Below are 22,952 nucleotides of genomic sequence, written 5' to 3'. Positions count from 1 at the left end.
TATAGTAAATAGTCGGCTATTTTTATATAAATTTATACAGACGCTGCCATTACCCCAGCGATTAATGAGATAAACGCTTCTCCCACTCTTTCACCTTTTCAATTGTTACATCTAATTTTTCAGCTATTTCTTCTACACTCATTCCTTTAAAGAGCATTCCAGCTGCCGAAAGTGCTTTATCAATTTCTTCTTGCTTCTCTTGCTCATATAAACGACCTACTTTTGTCATCCGTAACCACTCCTTTACCTTTTTCGCGTAGTCTTCATCAATAAATTTATCTGTAGCTACAAGAATCCCAGCAATAACTTGAATTTGTTCTTGCTCATCGGAGATACACTTTGCTACTTCTATCGTTTTTTCAATTAAAATTTGTCTTTTCTCTCTACTATGCATAAGTGGTACAAGTATTAATTTCATGATTTCTTCATCCGTCAAAGATTTTCCTTCTTCCATTTTCCTAATAACCTTTTGAAGGATAGCATCACCATTGTATTCGCTTAATAAAACAGCTTTGGAATTTAAACGTATACTACATACATCTATTTCTTCTATCGGATTCATTACCTCGCTTGTATAAATAACCACGATTCGAATATCAGGCAACTCTTTGTTCTTATTATAGTAACGATACATAATTTGATTCGCGTAATCCATATACTTTAAATGATTTTCAAGGAAACGGGCATTGCTTTCATACTCTAACATTAAGATTGAACCGTCTTCCATTTCAAATAAAGTATCTGAGCGCCTTTGATCTGCACGAATTCTCGAGAATTCATTTGGCATCAATTCTTTTATTCTTGGAAAACCCTTTAATCCATATGCTTCAAGCCCTTTGTCTTTATAACATTCACTTAAAAACTTCATAAGAATGTCTTTATTATGATAAGAAATATCATTCCCTGCCAATAGCTAATCCCCCTTAACTATTAGTTGTCATTTTCTTTATTATATAACTTATAAAATTGGCATTACAACTTTGGTTCACATGCAAATACTATTTTCAAAACTAATTCCCCTTCTCCACAAAACGCCCAAACTCCTTCAAAAATCGCAGCTTAAAACTCCCCACAGGTCCATTCCGATGCTTCGCCACATGAATTTCCGTCATCTCTTTCTGCATCGTTTCCTTATCGTAATAATCCTCTCGATACATAAGCATAATGACATCCGCATCTTGCTCAATTTGTCCCGTCTCTCTTAAATCAGATAAAAGAGGGCGCTTATCTTGACGCGACTCTACAGAACGAGACAATTGCGACAACGCCACTACACAAACATTCAAATCACGCGCTAATAACTTAAGCTTACGAGAAATCTCACTAATTTCCTGAAATCGATTGCCCTTATGCTTTGGATCTCCCGTAATAAGCTGCAAATAATCTACAATGACTAAAAGCTTCTTATCATCATGCTTCCTCTTTAACTTACGAGTTTGCATCCAAATATCTTGCACCGTAACGCCTGCATTATCGTAAATCTCAAGTGGTAATTCCCCAATTTCCGTAAACGCCTTACTCACCTTTTCCCAGTCTTCCATCGCAAAACGGTGCTTCGGATTTTTCAGCCTACCACCTGACACTTCCCCTACGCAAGAAGCCATTCTTTTTAACAATTGCTTACTACTCATCTCTAACGAAAACAATCCAACCGCCGCTCCAGACTTCGCCGCATGCAGTCCAACATTTAACGCAAACGCAGTCTTTCCCATAGAAGGGCGCGCACCAAGGACAATAAAATCACCTTCCTGCAATCCGCACGTCATCTTATTTAGCGATATATAACCAGTCTCAATACCAGTATTCTCCTTCGTATCTTGATGAAGCTCTTCATACAAACCAACTAACGCATCCTTCAAATCAAACTCACATACACAGTCTTTTTCCTCTAACTCACAAAGTGCCGTAATCGTCTCACCAATAACTTTCTCATTCTTCTCCGCAATAAGACGCTCTCCCATCTTGTGCCCGAGAACACCCGCCTGATACATTTTCCAGGCACCTCTAACAAGCCCCTCATAATAAGAGAAGTTGCTAGTTGTAGGCACACCATCCATTAATCCTATAAAATACTCCATTCCTCCGATCCCCTTCAAAAAATTCGGATCTACTCTAGAAATGAATGTCACAAGATCAATCGGTTGCCCTTCCTCTTCCATTTTTCGCATTAACTGAAATATAGACTTGTGCACGGGCATAGAAAAATAGTGCTCCTTCAAACGGCACTCCTTCATATGCTCTCCATCAAGTAATAGAGAACCTAGCACCGTCTTTTCCGCCTCCACATTTTGAATACTCACGGCCGCCACCCGCGCTCCGCTAAAAAGCGCTGCAACTCTTCCTCTGACGGCTTATTCTTCTCCCACTCCTCACACTTCGCCAAAAAATTCTCCGTCTCTCCGCTACTAACAGACGACTCCTTCTTTCGAAACCTTGCCGTATCCGCCTCAACCTCAGACACTTTCGTAAATCCTTTCCCGTGCCATCCCCGCAAAATCCCCTTCACATAAGCCATCTTTCGGTTTTTATTCTCATACGAAATTTGAAGAGCCTTCAGCACAAGCTCCTCTGACAAATCATTCATCCACGCATTCAATTCCTCTACCGTATACGGAGACAAACTACCAAAATGTTGCTCATAAAACGTGAACACCTTACTTCCCGTTTCCTCCTCTATAACCTCTTCTTCCACTGTTTCCTCGCAAACTGAATCAACATCATCCATAGCCAAATCACTAGGCATACCGAAATGTGCTAAAAGCATCGGAACATTCAGCTCCTCCTCTACGCACTTCTGCAAAAACATATGTATAAACTCCTTATTCTTCACACCCTTCAGCTCACGGAGCACACACTTCTCCACATTTGTATTCGTCACAGGATTATAACGAAGCCAATTTAAAATGAATAACTCCCGCGTCTCCGCATCATAAAGGATCTTTCCATAATCAATGAAGCGCTGCAAGAGCTTATCAACAGTCTCCCGGTTATACCCCGTCTCCATCTCAGCTAACCGCTTCGGAAAAGGAAAGATCCCACACTGCGTCGTCTTCGAACAAGTTAACAAATAAATATAAAAATACCGCTCCTCCGGCGTCAAATCCAAAACAAAATCATCCTGCCAAAAATTCACCTGCACATTACGATACACCGCCATCCTAATTCCTCCTGTCTCCATTCAAAAATGAAAAATCCCTCTTTGTACTATATATAGGAAGGAGGGCCAGGTTTTTGGCGTGTTATTTCAAAATTTTTTTGACTCCTACTACGGTGTTTGTTGGTGTTTTTGTTTTGTTGTGTTTTTTCTTAGTGATTTATTACTTAGTGGGGGCTTGGAAGGGGCTTAGGAGGGGTTAGTTATCGGTTACTTCGATTAGAAAGACCCATCTCCACATTCTGCTTAAACCAATTAAATGAATCCACAAATCTAATAAAAAACATATTAAATTCCAATAAAAAAGACCATATCAAAAGCATACTCCGATGTCATTTTGATACAGCCCCATCTATATTCGCTTAATAATTTTAGAAACATAAAGATATTAAAAATTTAATATACCTACAAAACATTACCGTCCTTTATATAATCATAGATCTTATTATCAATTGATTTCTCCATAATCATATTCATCGTAACAACAGGTAGTTCTTTTCCATTTTTATCTTTCATTTCAGTTTGTTCTACACTTGCTTTATCAGGTGTCGCTTTTCCTAAATAGTAAAAGTCGCTTCCCTCGTCATCATCTTTTTTCACAAAAATATGGACGTCAATATTATTTTCTTTAGCATCAATAATTGTTTGAACTTCCTTTGATTTTAATGTTCTATTACTTCTTGTATACCATTTAAGAACATCTTGATTAAGGAATTCATCACCGTAGTCCACACTGGATTCTACCTCATCATTTTTATGGTATGTGATAAATATTGGACAAGTATAGTACTTTGTCTTATAACCATACATAGTTGAGCTCTCGTCATTATGCCAATTTAAAAGTTTACACACATCTTTTCTTGAGTATTTTTTATATACAGTAAGGTTACTATCACACTCATAGTTTTTGCTCTTTTTCCTTGCACTTTTAATAATGTCCATAACCATACGCTTAAAGTATTGATTTTGTTCTAAGCTTTTTCGGATAGAATCATTAAACATATACATCTTATCGTCCTGTAAAGAGAGAATTGGCTTTTCTCCATATTTCTTTTGACTGTTTTGTGAGAAAAACTCTAATTCAAAAATTCGTTGTACTGAAGTAATCGTTTCATCATCTGTTAAGCAATTAGATTCTTCAAGTTGTTTTATATACTCATCCTTATCAACTTTTTCTTGCTTTAATAATAAGTCTAACAAAACGATTTCGTTTTTACGTTTTCCATTCAATACTTCCAATGAAAACATCGTTAAAACTTTATTTTCGTACTCTGTTAATGCAGGGACATCTTCTTTCATTTTCAATAAGAACTGATAATAGTTCGAATATCCTTCTGCAAGTACAACTGGATCAATAGAATGGTTTACTATAAAGTCATATAGATATGGAGTTCTTCCTATTCTATTTTTCAACTCAGCAAAAGCTTCCTTCAATACTTTCATTGCTGTTAAATTACTATTGTTAATCGCTTTAAAGATCTGCTTTTTCGCTATCTCTTCAAAGTTAACTGTTGAAATACCTTTAATATAACTCGTGTCATTTGTATATCTACGTATATTATCTTTATTTTGTGATCTATCTCCTGAAAGGGCAATCGGAATTAAATAGTTATTTTTATAGTTTCCAATAAAATCAATAATCGTAACAAAATCCTTCGAATCGTGTTTTCGAAGTCCACGCCCTAACTGCTGTATAAAGATAATGCTTGATTGAGTTTGTCTCAACATAACAACTTGGTTCACACTCGGAATATCAATACCTTCATTAAAAATATCTACTGTTAAAATATAATCCAGTATGCCATTTTCTAATTGATTCACCCGCAGTTCTCTTTCCTCTTGGGAATGATCGCCGGTTAATGCAAATGTGCGAAAACCTCTATTATTTAAGGCATGTGATAATTGTTCTGCCTCATCTTTTCGGCTGCAAAACATTAGTCCTGTTACTTTCTTACCAGAAAAACCGTAATATTTTACTTTTTCAACTATATGATCCACTCGTTCTTCCGTAACAAGCTTAGATAAAACAGTAGTGTCATCTATCTTTTCACCATTATATTCAAAATCAGTAACTCCAAAATAATGAAAAGGACAAAGCATATCTTCTTCAAGTGCTTCTTGCAATCGAATTTCATAAGCAATGTTGTAATCAAATAGCTCATAAATATTAAAATTGTCTGTACGTTCAGGTGTAGCGGTCATTCCCATTAAAAATTTCGGCTTAAAATAATCAATGACTCTATGATAAGAACTAGCACCAGCTTTATGAACTTCATCTATTAAAATATAATCAAATAACCCAGGATCAAATTGATGTAAATTTTCTTCCTTTGAAATAGTCTGGATTGTCGCAAATAAATATTTAGCATTTATTTGCCTATTTGATCCTGATAAAATTCCAAAATCCTCATCTACTCCACCAAGAACCTTTTGAAAATCTGATTTTGCTTTATTTAATATTTGCTCTCGGTGAACAATAAATAGCATCCGTTTAGGTGCAAAACTTCTGACATCAAATGCTGAAAGATATGTCTTCCCCGTTCCTGTTGCAGAGATAACTAATCCTTTTTCTTTTCCAGCGTCTCGAATAGTTTGTATTTCTTTTAACGCAGCTTGTTGCATTTTATTTGGGGTAATTTTCAAAGCTTCTTCAATTGAATTATGATATTGACCAGGTAATTCTATAACTCGATCTAGTAACTTATTTTCTGCAACTTGTTCATATATTGTTTCGTAATTTCCAATTAACTCTTCAGTTAATACTTGAGAATGCTCCCAAACTTCTTCAAATTGATTTTTAAAATGTTGAACAATCTCTCCATCTTCATGCGATGTTAACTTGACGTTCCATTCATAGTTTACCTTCAAAGCATGTGCAGTCAGATTTGAACTACCAACTATTAATGAACAATGTGTTTTGTTATCAAATATGTATCCCTTTGAATGAAAACCAGATAAATTTGTTAATCTTACTTCTACATTTTCAAGTTTCATTAACTCTCTAAACACTTTTGGTGTATTAAAGTTTAAGAATGTAGATGTTAATATACGTCCTTTAACCCCTTTTTGTTTAAGATCAAGGAAATGTGATTTTAAAGTCGCTAGCCCACTTTCTGTAATAAAAGCTACTGAGAAAATAAAAGATGTACTATTTTCTAGCTCCTCCAATAATGAGCTTAAAACATTTTCATTTTTTTTCGTATTGTTTACTAATAATTTCGGCTTATATATTCCAGGATGATTATGTTTTTGATCAATAAACCCTTTATATAAAGACCCCTCTAATTTTTGAATAAAATTCTCCATATGATCACCATTTATGACAATTTTTTATATTAATTGTATTACTCACTGATTTAAAGTGCAAATTTATTACAAATATAAAAAACTATCCGTATAAAACGAATAGTTTTTTTCAAATTACTTTACAATCGATTCTTTTGATAATTTCTCAATAGTCGGGATATCCGCAGGTGCCCACTCTAAAGCTGCTAGTTCATTCGGATATAACCATTTAATTGCTACGTGCTCAGTTAGAACCGGACTTCCTTCAACAAGTTTACAATAGAAAGTTTTCAAATGAACAATACCAAAATCATACTCATAGGCTGTATAATCAATTTGCTCACCAATCTGCACGCTACAATGCATTTCTTCATCAATTTCACGCTTTAACGCCTCTTGAGGTGTTTCTCCCTCTTCTATTTTCCCACCTGGAAATTCCCACATAAGAGGTAGCGATTTAGATGGTCCTCTTTGTGCACATAAAATTTTCTCATCTTGAACAATTACTGCTCCAACAACATAAATATTTTTCTTCATTATGTCCTCCTTAAATCTCACAGAAACTCTATACTTTATGTTTCCACACTTTATAGACTGAAAAATGCCTTTTATATCTTTTAACGACTAATATATTTTTAATCAGTAAGCTAGATTTTATCTATCCCTATCTAGCTCTTTTAATGTAATTAGCCTAACACTCTCATCTCTTTTATATTATATAGAAGTAACTACAAAAATAAAGCCTGATTGAACACTTCCCTTTTAAGCCTCTTTTTTCACCATTTCCTCGTACCTAAAATCACTCTCCTCCAAAAACCCCCTACTCTCCCCACTCCCCTTATAAAAACTCTCCCACCCCCGCTCCCTCAAAATCCCCTTCCAACTCTCACTCTCCACCATCCTCTTAATCACACCATCCCAATAAGCAACCTCTTCCTCCGTCATATCCTTCGGCCCCATAATCCCTTTCCAGTGCTGGAAGACGACGTTGATTCCTTGTTCTTTCCATGTTGGGATTTCTGGTAGTCGGTCTAGTCGTTTTGGTGCGGATACGGCTAGTATTTTTATTTTGCTGGCTTTGTATTGTTTTTCGGCTTCGGATAGGGTCATTGTTGCGGCGCCTATTTGTTTGTTCTTTAGGGCGTTTATGATTTTTTCTTTGTTTTCGTAGACGAAGAATTGTAGTTCGGCAGGGTTTATGCCGAAGGCTTTGCTTACTTGTACGAAGGATAGGTGATCGTCGTTTCCTAGGCCGGGGGCAACGCCGATTTTGAAGTTTTTCTTGTCTTGTTTTAGTTGTTCCATTAGTTGTTTTGCATTTTCTATATTCGAGTCTTTTGATACGACAACGACTTCCCAGTCCGATGCGAGTGTTGCGAGCGGCGTGAAGTCTTTATATGTTAGTTTACTGTGGCCTAGTAGGTTGTTCGTTATGAGTAAGCTTGAGTTAATTGCCAGTACGTGACCACCTTTTTGTTTCGTATATTTCCATCCGACATCACCGCTGCCACCTACTTTGTTTGTGACTGTGATTGGCTTTGTGAAGATTTTTTCTTCTGTTAGTGTTTTTTGCATCGCTCGTGCCGTTAAGTCCCATCCTGCTCCTTGAACGTTTGGCGCAACGATTTCTACTTTGTCTATGTTTACTGTATTCGTATGGGATTTTTCCGAAGAACAACCAGCTATTACTCCTGTCATGATCCATATACATAGTAATAATCGTTTTTTCATAGTCCTCGTCCTATTCGATACTTTCGTTCTGGTCGTCCGATAATGCCGTATGTGTACTCTACTGTGCATTCGTTTGTCGCTACTAAGTATTCTAAATATCTTCTTGCGGTTGTTCTGGAAGCTCCCATTTGTTCTCCCATTTCTTCTATTGTAATTCCCTCTTCGAATCCTTTTATAATTCCTTTCACTTTTTGCAGTGTTAATGGATCGACACCTGTCGGTAAGTTTTTCATATCTTGTATTTGCGAAGTGCCGAAGAAGTTATCGATGAGTGTTTGATTCACTTCATTGTTACTATGTAATAGTTGCTTCTTTCTTTTATAGTCTTCAATTGTGCGAACAAATTTTTCTAACGTGACCGGTTTTATAAGGTAGTTGCTTACGCCATTTCGAATTGCTTTTTCTAGCATATAGTTTTCATTCGCCGCCGTTACCATAATGACGTCAACGTTTGGAAAGTCAGCATGAATTTGTGGTAATAAGTCGGTACCAATTCCATCTGGTAAATAGTTATCTAATAGAAGCAAATCGATTTCTTCCTTTTGTAGTAGTTCTATCGTTTCTTTCGCGTTCAATGCTTTTCCAATCACTTTTACGTCCTTTATTTTTAATAAAAATTCCTCTTGAATTTGCGCGACGCGGAAATCATCTTCTGCAATTGCAACCTTCAACATATGCCCATCCCCCTGTTTGTCATGTACTTTCTCTCAATGTTTTCGGGAGGTAAATTGTAAAAATCGCTCCCCCATTTTTCTCGTTTTGAATTTCAATTGTTCCCCCTAGTAAATCTACCATTTCTTTCACGTTTGCTAATCCGTAGCCACGATTTCTTCCTTTCGTCGAAAACCCTTTTTGAAAAATGGTACTTATTTTTTCTGCTGGTACTCCTATCCCGCTATCTATTACTTCAAACACAATATCGTGCCCAATATCCGTAACAAAGAAGGAAACATTCCTTTCCTCTCGTTCACTCACCGCATCAAATGCATTGTCGATTATGTTTCCAGCGATCGTAATAAGGTGCGAAACTTTTATATGGTCTGGTAACGGATGAAGCGCACTATCTCCTTCAATATGAAAATCAATTTTCTTTTCAGATGCTGTTCCGATTTTTCCTAATAAAATAGCTTGTACTTTTGCATCGTGAATTTGATGAAATAAAATATGATTTTGGCTTTGATGAATAGTAGATTCTTGCTGGATAAATTCAATCGCTTCTTTGTAGTGCCCTAACTGAAGTAATCCTGATAAGACGAAAAGTTTATTTGTAAATTCATGCGTTTGAGCACGTAAGTCCTCTGAATACTTTCTTACCTCAGATATTGTGTTCACAAGGTTTTGCAGTTCTGTTTTATCTCTAAAACTACATACAACACCTACCGTACTGTTGTTTTCGATTATCGGCGTCATGTTTAAAATAAACACTTTATCTTGAAATGCGATTTCTTGATCGGTTTCTAGCACTCTTTCCATATTAAAATCAGGTAAAACTTTTGAAATGTGCTGCTGCATATAATCATCATTTACATGAAGCATTTCTTCTGCCGAGGTGTTCATCATCGTAATAAAACCGTTTTGATCAATGGCGATGATTCCTTCTTTTATAGATAGTAGTATCGCACTTCGTTCCCGGTATAACGCTGCGATTTCATTGGGCTCTAAACCGAGTGTATCTTTACGAATGCTACGCGCTAAAAGAATGCCACCAACAATTCCGGCTAATAAGACCGCTAAGGAAAAGAGGATAATTTCTTTCGTTCTGCTCAGTATGTTAGATTCAATGCCTTTTATTAGAAACTCTACTGTCACAACGCCTACTACTTGATCGTAATCTCCGTTATGAATAATAATAGGTGCCTTCGCCATTAAAGCTGGGCCACTTGTACCATTTCCTTTGAGTGTATAATAACCACCAAAAGTAAGTGCCTCATAGTTATACGGGTTGTTACTCTTTGTTCCAATCAACTCAGAATTAGAATGGGAATACATAACCCCATAGCGATCTTCCACAATTACATAATCTGCACCAGCTTGCTCACGAACTTGTTCCGCAATAGATTGAATGGTACTTTTATGCTCGTTATATTGAAAGGCCTCTTTTATAGCTGGCATAAAAGAAAGTGACTTCGCCGTTTGCAGTGCTAGCTGTTCCACTTGACGTTTCGTATCAACGGACTGAATGTAAACAAATATTCCTGCTAATAGGAGAACGACAAATAAAATTAACGTAATAATTAAGCTTACTATTTTCGTTTGCAATGATACTTTGCCTGATTTCTTCATATTTCATATCCTTTGATAAAATATTCAAAACTATCAATCTCCTTTTTCTATTATTATGACAAAACTGAAAATGAAGCAACTATTAAAAATATCCATGTTCATAAAGTACAAAAAGAATAAAATTGTCATAATATTGAGATTTTAATTCATGAACAGTACAATTCAACTATATTGAACGCGCTTTCATAAATATCATTTTATTTATAAGCAAGAGGAGGAATTAGTATGGCTCAAGCAAAATCTAACCGAGTCGCCGGTAATATTTTCAAAGGTTCTGTCGGCAATTTAATTGAATGGTACGACTGGTACGTTTACTCTGCTTTCGCTGTTTATTTTTCAGCAGAGTTCTTTCCTAAAGGAGATCCAACGAGTCAGTTACTGAACACAGCAGCTATTTTCGCAGTTGGATTTTTAATGCGCCCTATCGGCAGTTTGCTAATGGGACGATATGCAGATCGGCACGGACGCCGGGCAGCATTAACTCTTTCCATTACGGTTATGGCCGGTGGTTCTTTAATTATCGCCTGTACACCGAGTTACGAAAGCATCGGTATTATGGCGCCAATTATTTTAGTTCTTGCTCGTTTACTGCAAGGATTATCACTCGGCGGAGAGTATGGGACTTCCGCAACGTATTTATCTGAAATGGCTAGTAGTGGCCGCCGTGGTTTTTATTCAAGTTTTCAATATGTAACGCTCGTTGCTGGACAAATGGTTGCGTTAGGCGTTCAAATTGTTCTTCAACAATTACTAAGCGAACCAGATATGAAAGCTTGGGGATGGCGCATTCCGTTCATTATTGGAGCGATGGGTGCAGTAGCTGTATTATGGCTTCGCCGCACAATGGATGAATCGGAGCAATTCTCAAACATAAAATCACAAAAAAGCGAAAGCGCAGGAACCATTAGCGCTCTTATGAAACATCCGAAAGCAGTATTAACAGTAGTCGGCCTAACTTTAGGAGGCACTGTCGCATTCTATACATACACAACATATTTACAAAAGTTCATGGTAAACACAGTCGGTCTTCCGAAAGAAGTTGTAAGCTGGATTAACTTTGTCGCACTACTTATTTTCGTCGTACTTCAACCGATTGCGGGGCTATTATCCGATAAAATTGGACGCCGCCCACTATTAATGGCTTTCGGTATTCTCGGAACATTACTAACAGCACCGATCTTCTTCTTCATGGAAAAAACGACAGAACCAATCGTAGCATTTTTACTCATGATGGTCGGTCTCATTATCGTTACTGGTTACACATCGATTAACGCAATTGTAAAAGCAGAACTCTTCCCAACTGAAATTCGCGCACTCGGCGTAGGTTTACCATATGCACTAACAGTTGCGATATTCGGCGGAACAGCTGAGTTCATCGCATTATGGCTAAAGAGTATCGGAATGGAATCACTATTCTATTTCTACGTAGCTGGATGTATCGCAATCAGCTTTATTACGTATTGGCGTATGGATGAGTCATCGAAGACTTCGCAGATTGAGGCGGAGCTTGGTGGCGGGGATAAATTAGTTAACAATAAATCTAGTTAAAATTATGTATTCTATTATCTTCGTTTATCTAAAAAAGCATAATTCATTCATATATAATTTAAAAACCTCTACTTATATGTAGAGGTTTTTGTATGAAGAAAAAACACGTAGTTCCATTGTTATTTTACAAACCCAAAATTCTCCCTCATCTTAAAGTGGAACAAATTTATCACTTAGAGTGTCTAATAAGTGTATTTCTAATATGAGTTGTCCAAATTGGATACAACATATCCCGTTTGACATCTATTTTTATGTATTACAAAAAAATGAAAGGACTTATTATCCCAAAAAGTGAAAAATATACATCGTAATACTACTGTTAAGTATTGCAAGTTTAATACTTTCACAGGTGAACCATTACAAGTGAAAACAAAAAAGAAACAACCCAAACCGTGAATTATCAATCATATAAAGTGAAACTTTAATCAGCCCTCACCAATCGGGCTGCTCGTTAATGCGGGATAAACGTTTTGGATGTTATTTAACCTGTGAGATTTTAGCTGCAGTAGTATTGTTCCCCTATGCCATCTTTAATTGCATTGGTATTTAGAATACCTAGACAAAATCCATATATTCTTGAAAGAGGTTGAAAATTTATGTTCGTTTTAAACAAGTTCTTTAACATTTTACATTACAAAAAGATTGTGCCTGTAGTATTACTTTCATGTGTATCACTTATAGGCTGTTCCAATAGTAATGCTCAATCTGAATCACCTAAACAAACGAATCAAGCTAATCAAATTAAACAAGAAAATACAGGTAATCAATCTTTTGCTAAACTTGAAAAAGAATATGATGCTAAGCTTGGTATTTATGCACTGGACACAGGTACGAATCAAACTGTTGCTTATCATTCAGATGATCGTTTTGCATTTGCATCTACATCTAAATCATTAGCTGTGGGCGCTCTTTTGATCAAGAACTCATTAGAAGCTCTTGATCAAAAGATTAGGTATACTCATGAAGATCTTTCTAATTATAATCCAATTACTGAAAAGCATGTTGATACAGGAATGACATTAAAAGAACTTGCAGATGCTTCAGTTCGATATAGTGACAGCACAGCACATAATTTGATTCTTAAACAGTTAGGAGGGCCCTCTGAATTTGAAAAAATCTTGAGAGAAATGGGAGATACTGTTACTACTTCAGAACGATTTGAACCTGAATTAAATGAAGTGCATCCAGGAGAAACACATGATACCAGTACACCAGAAGCGATAGCTAAGACACTTCAATCATTTACATTAGGAACTGCACTTCCAATAGAAAAACGTGAACTATTAGTAGATTGGATGAAGAGAAATACAACTGGAGATAAATTGATTCGTGCGGGCGTACCAAAAGGATGGGAAGTAGCTGATAAAACAGGCGCGGGATCTTACGGAACAAGAAATGATATCGCAATTATTTGGCCACCAAATAAAAAACCAATTGTTCTTGCTATACTTTCTAATCATGATAAAGAGGATGCTAAATACGATGATAAACTTATTGCAGACGCAACCAAAGTCGTGTTAAATACCTTAAAAGCTACGGAATAAATGATAATAGATTAAAAGTTTTCTATTTTAGGCGGGTGTTTTCATCAACTAAAAATTTAATAGTGTCCCAAAAACGAAATTTGGTGCTAACTTGTAATAAAAGGCTCATTTTTATTGTTTGGAGATAAATCGTTCTTTAAGCTTGATGGCGATTTGGTGCTATCTCTAAAACATCTGGATTTTAATAGCCAACTAAAAAATGCAAACAAAAAGACCTTTAATCAGTCGTTTTGTTTGCATTTCCTTTTTCTAAAACCACAGAAAAGATAAGTACTATAGTTAACACCATAATAAATCTTACTTCACTTCCATCACTTACAAAAAATGAATACAAAGTATAAATTAAAATTAATATTCCATAAATAATTTTGTGCAATGTACTCCCTCCTTTTTACCGTATATATTTTAGTATAAAAGTTTGATTCAAGTCCTATATCCAAATGAAAATCACCTGTTATATACACAAAATACTTTCCTCTTGTTAATTTATCTATTTTCACTATATTTATCTATTTTCTTTTTATAACTCAAACTTCTTCGAATCGTACTTTTCTAGAGTTCGCTGCAATTCATTTTGTTCATATGGAATATGTTGATCTGTCTGTACATCTTCAACATTTTCTCCACCTGTTAATAATCTCCTGTACTTAAAAGAGTGCCCTGTTAATACTGTTGTAATCATTTTGTATTGCCCTCCTTTTGTTTGATTACTTGTATCATAAAACAAGTATCTGAAGTTGATATGTAGTTTACCTAGAGTGTATGTAAATTTAAAAAATTTCTAATAAAATGTTTATGTTGTAACGTTACCACCAAAACTAGCGCTTCCAACACCATGATTTGAAGAGACAGTAACCCATATTCTAGCTTGAATTCCCGCTACAGTTCTATATTAAGTAAAACCAGTTGATCCCTATAATATAAAAAGAGCATCACTTTTTGGATGCTCTTCGTTATAACTATATATTATTTAATTTCCTTCTTTTGCTGGTACCATTTTTCCTTCTTGAGAGTCTGTACCCTCTGTTCTTTCAACAGTTTTTGCATGTTCTAGTTTTTCAGGGGCTCCCATTTCAAATCCAGGTTGAGAATCTGTACCTTCTTTTGTTGGTACCATTTTTCCTTCTTGAGAACCTGTACCTTCTGTTCTTTCAACAGTTTTTGCGTCTCCTTTAGGAGTTGCTGGCACTGCATCTTTAGGTAAATCAAAGTTTTGTGAGAAAGACGTTGTTCCATCTGCACTCTGTGTAATTACTTGATTTGAACTATTTTCATTTGACTTTAAATTGTCCATTTTCGCATCATCTGCACCTACTGCACCTCCCGCTACCAATCCTGTACTTAAAAGTGTCCCTGCTAATAACGTTTTAATCATTTTTCATTACCTCCTGTTTATTTTTAATATTCATCAAAAAAGTATCTAGAGTTAATGTTTTAGTCATTATCTTTATCTACTTGCTTTTTGATTACATTTAGCATAAGACAAGAATCTATAGTTGATATGGACTGTATCTGGAGATTATGTAAAGAAAAATAGAGGATCAATTGTATATCCTAATGGATGCTTAGACAAAATTGAAACTTTATATGAGTTTGAACAATTGAGTTCCCCTTTGTTTTTGGGTGTGAGGTTTTTAGCTGGAGTGAAGTGAGGGACTAACCTTTTCTAATTTGAAAGCAAACTTTTTATTATTAGTTTACTTTCATATTTTCAACTCTTTTATTTTCCTTCTCTTCTTTCTCAATTTCAGATACTGATTTTTCAGGATTTTTTATAAGTTTTCCTAATTTCCCAGAACGCGTAAATTTGTCTTCAAAGTTTTCAGTTGTACTTATACTAGCTATAAAATCTAATTCTTTATTATGATTTATATAGCCTTTTATATGAGGAACTCCCATTGGACTTATCTTATTTTCTGTAAATGTAATAGATTTTACATCTTTAATATTATAGTGAATATACTTTTCTACTCGGTCTTTTTGTTCATTCCAAAATTTTTCTTCTTTTTCTTTTTGTTTTAAGTATTCAATAGTAAAATACCCTCCTGCTATGAGCATCACAGCAGATACAACTAAAATCATTACTTTCTTCATTGGAAATTCTCCTTATAAAAAACACTTACCAATGCATTTTTCTTAGAATGGGATACAAAAAAAGAGTAGTTCAAAGACTACTCTTGTCTTTTTTCTTTCTCTTCTTTTTCAATTTTGGATACAGAATTTGCTGGTTTTTTTATTAGTTTTCCAAGTTCTCCAGAACGTGTGAAATCATCTTCGAAATTTTCTGTAGTACTTATACTAGCTATAAAATCTAATTCTTCATTATGATTTATATGGCCTTCTAAATAAGGAACTCCCATTGGACTTACATCTTTTTTTGTAAACGTAATAGATTTTACATCTTCAATATTATAACGAATATACTTTTCTACTCGTGCTTCCTGTACTTTCCAAAATTGTTCTTCTTTTTCTTTTTCTTTTTGTTTTAAGTATTCCATTGTAAAATACCCTCCTGCTATGAGTATCACAGCAGATACAACCAAAATCATTACTTTCTTCATTAGAAATCCCCTTATATTCAAAGCTAGTTAACATATGCTCTTTCTAAAATAGGGTACAGAAACCAAGAGTAGTTTCAAGAACTACTCTTGGTTTTTTGCTTTCTCTTCTTTTTCAATTTCGGATACTGATTTTTCAGGTTTTTTTACATACTTATCATATAATTCCCCTGAACACCCAAACTTATCCTCAAAATTATCTGTAGTACTTATACTAGCATCAAACCATAATTCTTTATCATCATTTATATATCCTTCTACAGAAGGAACACCCATCGGACTTATATCATGTTTTGTAAACGTAATAGATTTTACATCTTGAATATTGTAATGAATATACTTTTCTATCCGTGTTTCTTGGTCTTTCCAAAACTTTTCTTCTTTTTCTTTTTGTTTTAAGTATTCCATAGTAAAATACCCTCCTGCTATGAGCACCACAACAGATACAACCAAAATCATTACTTTCTTCATTAGAAATTCCCCTTATAAAAAAATTACCATTGCATTCTTCTTAAAATGGGATAGAGAAGAGAAGAAAAGAGTAGTGCAAAGACTACTCTTGTTTCTTTTCCTTCTCTTCTTTTTCAATTTCAGATACTGATTTTTCAGGGTCTTTTATTAGTTTTCCAAGTTCTCCAGAACGCGAGAATTTATCTTCAAAGTTTTCTGTAGTACTTATACTAGCATTAAACCACAATTCCTTATCATCATTTATATATCCTTTTATATAAGGAATACCCATTGGATTTACTTTATGTTCTGTAAATGTGATAGATTTTACATCCTGAATATTATAACGAATATACTTTTCTACTCGTACTTCTTGTACTTTCCAAAACTTTTCCTCTTCTTCTTTTTGTTTTAAGTATTCCATAGTAAAATATCCTCCTGCTATAATACAAATAATGGATAAAATAATTACCAATTTCTTTTTCATTTAAAATCCCCTTGTATTTAAATATAGTTAAAATATACCATGAAACGAGTTGAAACATATGAGTGAATTCAAAAAAAATCCAATTGCGACAGATGAAGATTATTTCGAGTTATCAAGTAACGTTTATGACGATGATTCTTTACACAAAGGAGCGGAAATAAAAGGGGTCGATGGTAAGAAATGGGTAGTTATAGAATCAATTAATGCAGATTGTCAAAAAGTAAAAAATGGATTAGAAGCTATTGCAGTAGTACCGAAAAAAGATTACAAAGAAAATGCAACACATTATGATGATATAATCCTAGCATTTCGTGGAACAGAGCCTACGCAATTAGCAGATTTCGAAACAGATATCGATCAGATTACGTTTGGAATTAAAACACATTCTAAAGTAATTACTCCAAGTAACAGTCAAACTATAAAACCTAATTCTGAAACATCATTTGATACTGGATTAAAATGGGCAAAAAATGACATCGTAGCAAAATATAACCCTTCTTCTCTTCATACCACTGGACATAGTAAAGGTGGTGCAGAAGCAGACCTTATCGCTGCAGAATTAGATTGTTATGCAACTACATGGGCTGCACCAAATCCTTATCGTATACTAAGTCCTGAAGCAAAAAAACGAGTAGATAAAGGGGAGATGGAAAATAAGGCTACGGATTATACACATGAGAATGACCCAATTGGTAACCACACTCAATTCGGTGCACCTCTAATTGGTAAGCAATACACAGTGAGACAGAACGATACAAAACAAGGACTTTTTACACGTTTAACTATGGACGGACACGGCAGAGATACATTTAGAGGAACATTTCATTCAAATGGAAGTCCCCTATTAAAATTAGAGCCTGAAGATATTATAAGACAAGCACAAAAAATCCAATTGCTCAGTAATCGATTATCAGATATCGCAAAAAATATAGAAGAGTTTCAAAGAAGAGAAGCTGAAGCGGTTCAAAAGTTGAAAAGTCAATTAAAATATGAAACAGGGCCAGGTGGGAAATATCATCTATTAGAAGCATACGAAATAGATGAAGCCATCTCACGAATTGCCAGAACGAAAGAAGGTGGAAATGACTATTTTCACGATGTACACATAGCAGAAGAATTAATTCATCTTTTAAGAAAAGAACAAAAAAGTTTAAGTAGATTTGGGGACGAAATTAGTGATGCAGCAAATTCACTAAGAGATAAAGACAATCAATTAGCAGGGAATTTTCAGTTTAGATAAGGAGATAATTATATGATGGATTTTATGGGGGAAATTAAAAAGATAGAAAAGCAAATCGAAAGTGTTACAGGAGATTTAGCGGATCAGGTTGTTGAGGAGTTACAAGCTGCTAAAAAACAGATTGAAAGAGAAATGCAGCGTATGATGTTAAAAACAGAAGTAGGGTTTAAATCAATAGACATTATAAAAGAAGATACATATGCTCTTCAAAAAAACATAGGGGTATTTCATGAATTACAAACAAGTCTAAGAGATATAGCAGCAGAACTAGAGAAAAGTTTCGAAAGTAAAACTGGTAGTAAAATAAATGAAACATTAAAAAAATATGAAAAACAAATTAACAACAACATTTTTAATGAGCATGTTCACTTAGCAAACAGTTGCGGAAAAAAATAAGGGAAATAGAAAAAAGTCCTCTTAATATAGGACTCTTTTTTTGTTATTCCTGAAACATTGCCTTCTCAACAATTCCCTTAATATCCTCAATTCATATAACAAAAGTATACATTCAAAATCCTATAAACAAAGAGGTCGAAAATCTATGAATAAAAACCACATATTATTGATGTCCAACCCATTAGTAAGATTCAGGCTTATCGACAATTGCAAAAAGCCGGAGATTTTGCCAATGTAGAATCCATTGGTACTCACACCATGCGAAAAACCTTCGGCTATTGGTTCTATAAACAAACAAAAGATGTTGCTATGTTACAAGAAATTCTTAACCATAGCACACCACACATCCCCCTGAAATATATTGGAATTAATAAAGAAGAAAAAGATAATATTCTTGATACATTTCAAATTTAATTCACTTAAAATTACTATTTCAATCATCATAAAAAAGACCTTTTATTTTAAAATAAAAGGTCTTTTTTTATAAACATATATGTATTAAGATTTATATTTTTTTACTGTACAAGGAATAGTTACAATGTACAAATCTATAGCATAGATTGTAACCCAGATACCTTTACCTTCAGCTTCTAACTTTTTATCTAGTTGAGACAAATGCTCTGAAACTTTTCTTTTTCCCCATCTTCTAGGAAACCATTGAAAAACCTTAGGAACATTATATTTTTTATTATACCAAGTATTCAATCTCCAAAAAATGAAAAAAACCAAAACAATAATTATGATGCGAAAAATATCAGAATATGAAATTCCTAAAACCATATTATATTTTCTCCATTTCCACTAAAACTCAGATAATTTACTTCTTAATTCTAATTCATCCTCTGTTTCGAAACCCTTAAATAATAAATGAATTATTTGATTATGATTAAAAAACACATTATATTCTTTTGATAAATTACCATGAGGATATGGACAAGAAACATAATCGCATAATTTATTATCAGCTTGTTGTTGCTTTCTTCCATAAATCATAAGAGGTTGATTAATTTCTTCTATAAGAGCTACAGAACCAATTGGTAATAATTAGCCTCCAATTGGAAAATAAGGGACAAACAAGGACAATCTACTCAGCTACCCTAAGATTTTAATGGTTTAATATTTTGATTTTCAAGTTTGCCTTCACAAATTCCTGTTAACACTGATAATAAGAAAAACAGGCCGTAACGGGCGATCAATTTGATCATAAAGGTCATACGCTTCGCCAAGTGGAACATCCGAATCATGTGGTTGTTCACCCTGTAACAATTACTACCAGCAAGTAGAAAACGTTTGGATAAATAAAAAGCAAATAAATTATTAAAAGATTGTAACCCCTACTATAAGAAATACTATTATTACTAAAGGAAGAATGATAATCATAAAGGACACTATTATTGTTAATAATGCTTTCCATGCTGAAAATTGGTGTGCTTCTCCTAAACATTTTAAGGAAATAATGATTGTCCAAATTCCAATAACTATATCGATTATGGCAAAAATAAGAAACAAAATCGTTAAAGTTATGCTACTCTCCATTTTCGGTGTCTCACTCGTAAAGTTTTCTATCCCAAACAAGAAAAATGAAGGCACCCAAACTAATATAAGAGAATAAACGTAAGGGATATAAGAATAGGCAACTGAGTAACGTGTTTTTTCAAATGTACCTTGTCCACCAAGTTTTTTTGCCACCCAATTAAATAACGCTGGTAGCAAAAAATAATAAATTAAGAAAGCAACGAAGGTACCGAATATAACCATTGAGATTATTGAAACTGGACTACTTATTGAATCCGCCATATTTTTAGAAGATGCTCGATCTAAAGTCTGTACGAATGAGCCTAGTAAAATGAGTAAAAACACATTCTTAGGTTTGGATATAAAAATTTCTTTCATTGTATCACGTGGTTTTGTCCAAATGGAGAACCAAGGATTAAGCGCACGTTTAAATTGATTTTCTGGAGTTTCCATATAAAAAACATTCCCCTTTCTTAAAACACATTAAATATAAATCCCTAATTATCCCAATTATGTACATATAAATATTAAAGCATAAATAGTCGATTATTTAAATGTAAATATTCAATCATTTAATTTCATCTGAAACTTAGGGGGAGTTCTTCTTAGCAATTACCTCTATATTTTCTTGCATTTTTAACTATGGACTGAGTAGTTACTTTCATTTTTGAGTACCCCACATTCTTTAATACATTGGATAAACAGTTATAATCTTACCATTAATAAGAACAAACCTAATTTCCATTCCTTGAGATGTTTTACCAGAATATAACCTTCCACCTATACATCTTTTATCGCTATAAGCCTCGTGAATGGCTTCCATAAGAAGAATGCGATTATATACTTGAAATGCAACAAATTCTCTTTAAAAGCCTATACGTATTTTCCCTCCATCTTCTATATGCTTCCGTAAATAATAATACTTATGGAGTTCTATAATCATATAAAACAAAACAAACGAAATCACTGTGCATGCAGACATAAATACAATGGCCCCCATCTGTTGTGTTGCAATGCTAAGAATTATATTAGCAATTAACTGCCCCGATCCCGCTGCAATAGTTGCTACTTTTACACCACCAGTTCCTTTCGCTGATTTTGATTTTTTTCTTGGTTCCTGAAGTTTTTCAATATGATTTTTATAAAAATAATACAAAGCAAAACCATACAAACCAAATGAAAGAATAAAATAGATGGGAGTTTGTAATTGTAACACTTCATAAGCATATTTTTGAGTTATAACCAATAATCCGACTGAACATATCGCGCCATATACTCCTCGAAATAGGGTGTATTGTAATTGTCGTTTCCGAGGATTGATAGCAATCCATATCGCCCACAAATTTAAAAAAATAACTGGAGGAGTTACTATATATACATAGAGTAATTGAAAAGGATTTGCGAACGCAGGCAAAAGAACAAACACGTCTGCCCCCAAAAGGGCAAGAACAATTACGTGGACTCTTATTTCATTTACAGGATAAAGAGCCATATAATGTGCAAAAGCTTTCTTATTAAAATCTATACTTTTTTCATGTTAATTAAACCACCCTGCTACTGTTGACCAAGTTTTTTTCATTTTCCCTTTAATACATAATGAGTAAAATTTGAATCGGTTAATTTTACTAAACATATTATGAGATTTTGTTGCGAATTTTCAAACATCAAATCTTTCTATTGAATATTAGCATATAATCAATTCTAATCATGAAACATTCTACTTTTTTTGCTTTGATTATTTCTAAAATACTGAAAATAACCCCTAAATCAAATATTTTTCAGCGTTAGAGATATTATTCCCAAATTTAATAATAGGTGCATTTAATCCAAATCTTTCATTCCATTAATTAATCTTAATACCCAATCACTCTTTAAATTTAATTGTTAAAAAGTTAAGTTCTGTTACTTCAAAAAACACTAATGAATCATCATCATCTACATCATCTAGGTTTGGATTATATTCATAAATATCTTGCCTTAAACGGAAATCTGCAACTGAAATCGGGTCCATAAATCTGTTGAAAAACGTTCTTGTATCAGACTTTAAAAAACCACAACCTATTTCTTGATAAAAGCGTTTCAGTTCTTTTGGAAGTTCCATTTGTAATAAGCTTTCTGCCTCATCTATCTCATCTTGATATATAGGATAGAAAATAGGTTTTTGTTTAGAACGGACACTTCTGTCTGCTACAACATATTCTTTTAAAAAATTAAACATAATTTTTAATCCCCCCCTATTAAAGAAGAGTTATTTTTAACGCTTCCTCAAGCATTGTATTAAAATCATTATATGTGTTCATTACCGTACTTGATGGTTTATCAAGTTCTAAATAAGTACCGTCTGATAAGCTCTTACAAAACCACGCAATATTTGAATCGCCAAAGAAAAGATACTCTTTTTGAAATTCATTTTCATACCAAATCTCATTCGTGTCTATAAAGCCGCAAATATGTTCATCTTTTTTTGTTTCTAGTAAAGAAGAATCAACTCCGTAAAGTACCAGTCCATCAAAGTCTAAACCATTTACAGTTTTAAGAAACTCTTCGTATTCCCTCGGTAAATCAACATTAAATTTCTCTTTTACATGTTCTCTTAATCTTTGAACTTCAGTATCCGTTGCAGGTGTATTCAGCTTATAATTAACACTTTTCAATATATCTCCAATTTCCAAAATCAGATTTTTCCACATATAAAATTCACCATTGCTTCAGCTTGAATCAGTTCAAAAATTTCTTTTTCATTTCCCTCATAATTGTTTAA

24 protein-coding genes and 2 pseudogenes are annotated in these 22,952 nt (G+C 34.0%); 5 read left to right on the top strand and 21 right to left on the bottom strand.

All coding sequences use genetic code 11. From position 1 onward, the window contains the following. Positions 1-61 precede the first annotated feature (61 nt). The 8 genes from MHB70_RS03940 to MHB70_RS03905 form a co-directional block, all read right to left on the bottom strand. Positions 62-910: a hypothetical protein gene (locus tag MHB70_RS03940; protein ID WP_061529553.1), complete on the bottom strand. Its 849-nt coding sequence runs from the start codon at positions 908-910 to the stop codon at positions 62-64. 100 nt (positions 911-1,010) lie between these two features. Beyond that, positions 1,011-2,300 carry a replicative DNA helicase gene (dnaB, locus tag MHB70_RS03935; RefSeq protein WP_061529552.1) on the bottom strand — a complete coding sequence of 430 codons (1,290 nt, stop codon included), beginning with the start codon at positions 2,298-2,300 and terminating at the stop codon, positions 1,011-1,013. Continuing rightward, a complete protein-coding gene (locus MHB70_RS03930) occupies positions 2,297-3,157 on the bottom strand; it encodes a DnaD domain-containing protein (RefSeq protein WP_061529551.1) in 861 nt (286 codons plus the stop codon). The genes dnaB and MHB70_RS03930 overlap by 4 nt, the downstream gene beginning before the upstream one ends. 402 nt (positions 3,158-3,559) lie before the next feature. Next, positions 3,560-6,460, bottom strand: coding sequence for a DUF3427 domain-containing protein (locus tag MHB70_RS03925; protein WP_016107937.1), 2,901 nt, complete (start codon positions 6,458-6,460; stop codon positions 3,560-3,562). A gap of 114 nt (positions 6,461-6,574) precedes the next feature. Beyond that, positions 6,575-6,976 (bottom strand): (deoxy)nucleoside triphosphate pyrophosphohydrolase, encoded by a 402-nt coding sequence (locus tag MHB70_RS03920; protein ID WP_000739608.1) that lies wholly within the window; start codon positions 6,974-6,976, stop codon positions 6,575-6,577. A gap of 225 nt (positions 6,977-7,201) precedes the next feature. Then, positions 7,202-8,170: a tripartite tricarboxylate transporter substrate binding protein gene (locus tag MHB70_RS03915; RefSeq protein WP_061529550.1), complete on the bottom strand. Its 969-nt coding sequence runs from the start codon at positions 8,168-8,170 to the stop codon at positions 7,202-7,204. Further along, entirely contained in the window at positions 8,167-8,844 is a 678-nt protein-coding gene (locus MHB70_RS03910) for a response regulator (RefSeq protein ID WP_000921508.1), read from the bottom strand. The genes MHB70_RS03915 and MHB70_RS03910 overlap by 4 nt, the downstream gene beginning before the upstream one ends. A 19-nt stretch (positions 8,845-8,863) precedes the next feature. Continuing rightward, positions 8,864-10,453, bottom strand: a complete 1,590-nt coding sequence (locus MHB70_RS03905; protein ID WP_061529549.1) for an ATP-binding protein — start codon at positions 10,451-10,453, stop codon at positions 8,864-8,866. A gap of 225 nt (positions 10,454-10,678) precedes the next feature. Between MHB70_RS03905 and MHB70_RS03900 the strand changes: the two genes are divergently transcribed. Together MHB70_RS03900 and blaIII are read left to right on the top strand one after the other, a co-directional pair. Beyond that, on the top strand, positions 10,679-12,001 hold the full coding sequence (locus MHB70_RS03900) for an MFS transporter (protein WP_061529548.1): 1,323 nt from the start codon (positions 10,679-10,681) through the stop codon (positions 11,999-12,001). Between the two features lie 596 nt (positions 12,002-12,597). Further along, positions 12,598-13,545 carry a class A beta-lactamase BlaIII gene (blaIII, locus tag MHB70_RS03895; RefSeq protein ID WP_000497831.1) on the top strand — a complete coding sequence of 316 codons (948 nt, stop codon included), beginning with the start codon at positions 12,598-12,600 and terminating at the stop codon, positions 13,543-13,545. 217 nt (positions 13,546-13,762) lie between these two features. On the opposite strand, the gene MHB70_RS03890 is transcribed toward blaIII, so the two are convergent. The 7 genes from MHB70_RS03890 to MHB70_RS03860 all read right to left on the bottom strand — a co-directional run bounded on the left by MHB70_RS03890 (position 13,763) and on the right by MHB70_RS03860 (position 17,040). Further along, positions 13,763-13,921, bottom strand: coding sequence for a hypothetical protein (locus tag MHB70_RS03890; protein ID WP_002105584.1), 159 nt, complete (start codon positions 13,919-13,921; stop codon positions 13,763-13,765). Positions 13,922-14,065: 144 nt separating this feature from the next. Next, positions 14,066-14,227 (bottom strand): hypothetical protein, encoded by a 162-nt coding sequence (locus tag MHB70_RS03885; protein ID WP_000633634.1) that lies wholly within the window; start codon positions 14,225-14,227, stop codon positions 14,066-14,068. A gap of 288 nt (positions 14,228-14,515) precedes the next feature. Continuing rightward, positions 14,516-14,920 (bottom strand): hypothetical protein, encoded by a 405-nt coding sequence (locus MHB70_RS03880; RefSeq protein WP_000598102.1) that lies wholly within the window; start codon positions 14,918-14,920, stop codon positions 14,516-14,518. 317 nt (positions 14,921-15,237) lie between these two features. Continuing rightward, entirely contained in the window at positions 15,238-15,639 is a 402-nt protein-coding gene (locus tag MHB70_RS03875) for a DUF1433 domain-containing protein (RefSeq protein WP_000757424.1), read from the bottom strand. 77 nt (positions 15,640-15,716) lie between these two features. Further along, on the bottom strand, positions 15,717-16,106 hold the full coding sequence (locus MHB70_RS03870; RefSeq protein WP_000757423.1) for a DUF1433 domain-containing protein: 390 nt from the start codon (positions 16,104-16,106) through the stop codon (positions 15,717-15,719). Positions 16,107-16,187: 81 nt separating this feature from the next. Beyond that, positions 16,188-16,574, bottom strand: a complete 387-nt coding sequence (locus MHB70_RS03865) for a DUF1433 domain-containing protein (protein WP_000757437.1) — start codon at positions 16,572-16,574, stop codon at positions 16,188-16,190. 82 nt (positions 16,575-16,656) lie between these two features. Then, entirely contained in the window at positions 16,657-17,040 is a 384-nt protein-coding gene (locus tag MHB70_RS03860; protein ID WP_000728331.1) for a DUF1433 domain-containing protein, read from the bottom strand. Between the two features lie 58 nt (positions 17,041-17,098). Between MHB70_RS03860 and MHB70_RS03855 the strand changes: the two genes are divergently transcribed. The 3 genes and pseudogenes from MHB70_RS03855 to MHB70_RS03845 form a co-directional block, all read left to right on the top strand. After that, positions 17,099-18,280, top strand: coding sequence for a cytoplasmic protein (locus tag MHB70_RS03855; RefSeq protein WP_061529547.1), 1,182 nt, complete (start codon positions 17,099-17,101; stop codon positions 18,278-18,280). A gap of 12 nt (positions 18,281-18,292) precedes the next feature. Further along, positions 18,293-18,676, top strand: coding sequence for a hypothetical protein (locus MHB70_RS03850; protein ID WP_000968640.1), 384 nt, complete (start codon positions 18,293-18,295; stop codon positions 18,674-18,676). Between the two features lie 174 nt (positions 18,677-18,850). Beyond that, positions 18,851-19,090, top strand: a pseudogene (locus tag MHB70_RS03845) (tyrosine-type recombinase/integrase); the annotation flags it as partial. Between the two features lie 84 nt (positions 19,091-19,174). On the opposite strand, the gene MHB70_RS03840 reads toward MHB70_RS03845, so the two are convergent. The 6 genes and pseudogenes from MHB70_RS03840 to MHB70_RS03810 form a co-directional block, all read right to left on the bottom strand. Further along, complete coding sequence (locus MHB70_RS03840; protein WP_000242739.1) at positions 19,175-19,456, bottom strand: hypothetical protein; 282 nt, start codon at positions 19,454-19,456, stop codon at positions 19,175-19,177. A gap of 21 nt (positions 19,457-19,477) precedes the next feature. Next, entirely contained in the window at positions 19,478-19,669 is a 192-nt protein-coding gene (locus MHB70_RS03835; protein WP_000639126.1) for a DUF4176 domain-containing protein, read from the bottom strand. A gap of 324 nt (positions 19,670-19,993) precedes the next feature. Next, complete coding sequence (locus MHB70_RS03830) at positions 19,994-20,644, bottom strand: Yip1 family protein (RefSeq protein WP_000449717.1); 651 nt, start codon at positions 20,642-20,644, stop codon at positions 19,994-19,996. Between the two features lie 412 nt (positions 20,645-21,056). Beyond that, a complete protein-coding gene (locus tag MHB70_RS03820; protein WP_061529546.1) occupies positions 21,057-21,683 on the bottom strand; it encodes a hypothetical protein in 627 nt (208 codons plus the stop codon). Positions 21,684-22,058: 375 nt separating this feature from the next. Next, positions 22,059-22,409: pseudogene (locus MHB70_RS03815) on the bottom strand (SMI1/KNR4 family protein); the annotation flags it as partial. Positions 22,410-22,428: 19 nt separating this feature from the next. Then, positions 22,429-22,881, bottom strand: a complete 453-nt coding sequence (locus MHB70_RS03810) for a YrhA family protein (RefSeq protein ID WP_061529545.1) — start codon at positions 22,879-22,881, stop codon at positions 22,429-22,431. Between the last annotated feature and the right edge of the window lie 71 nt (positions 22,882-22,952).

The organism is Bacillus sp. FSL M7-1020 (genome assembly GCF_038050415.1).
In the GTDB taxonomy this organism is placed as follows: Bacteria; Bacillota; Bacilli; order Bacillales; family Bacillaceae_G; genus Bacillus_A; species Bacillus_A toyonensis.
The sequence above is the reverse complement of the archived record's forward strand: the minus strand, read 5'-3'. Positions and strand labels throughout refer to the sequence as shown.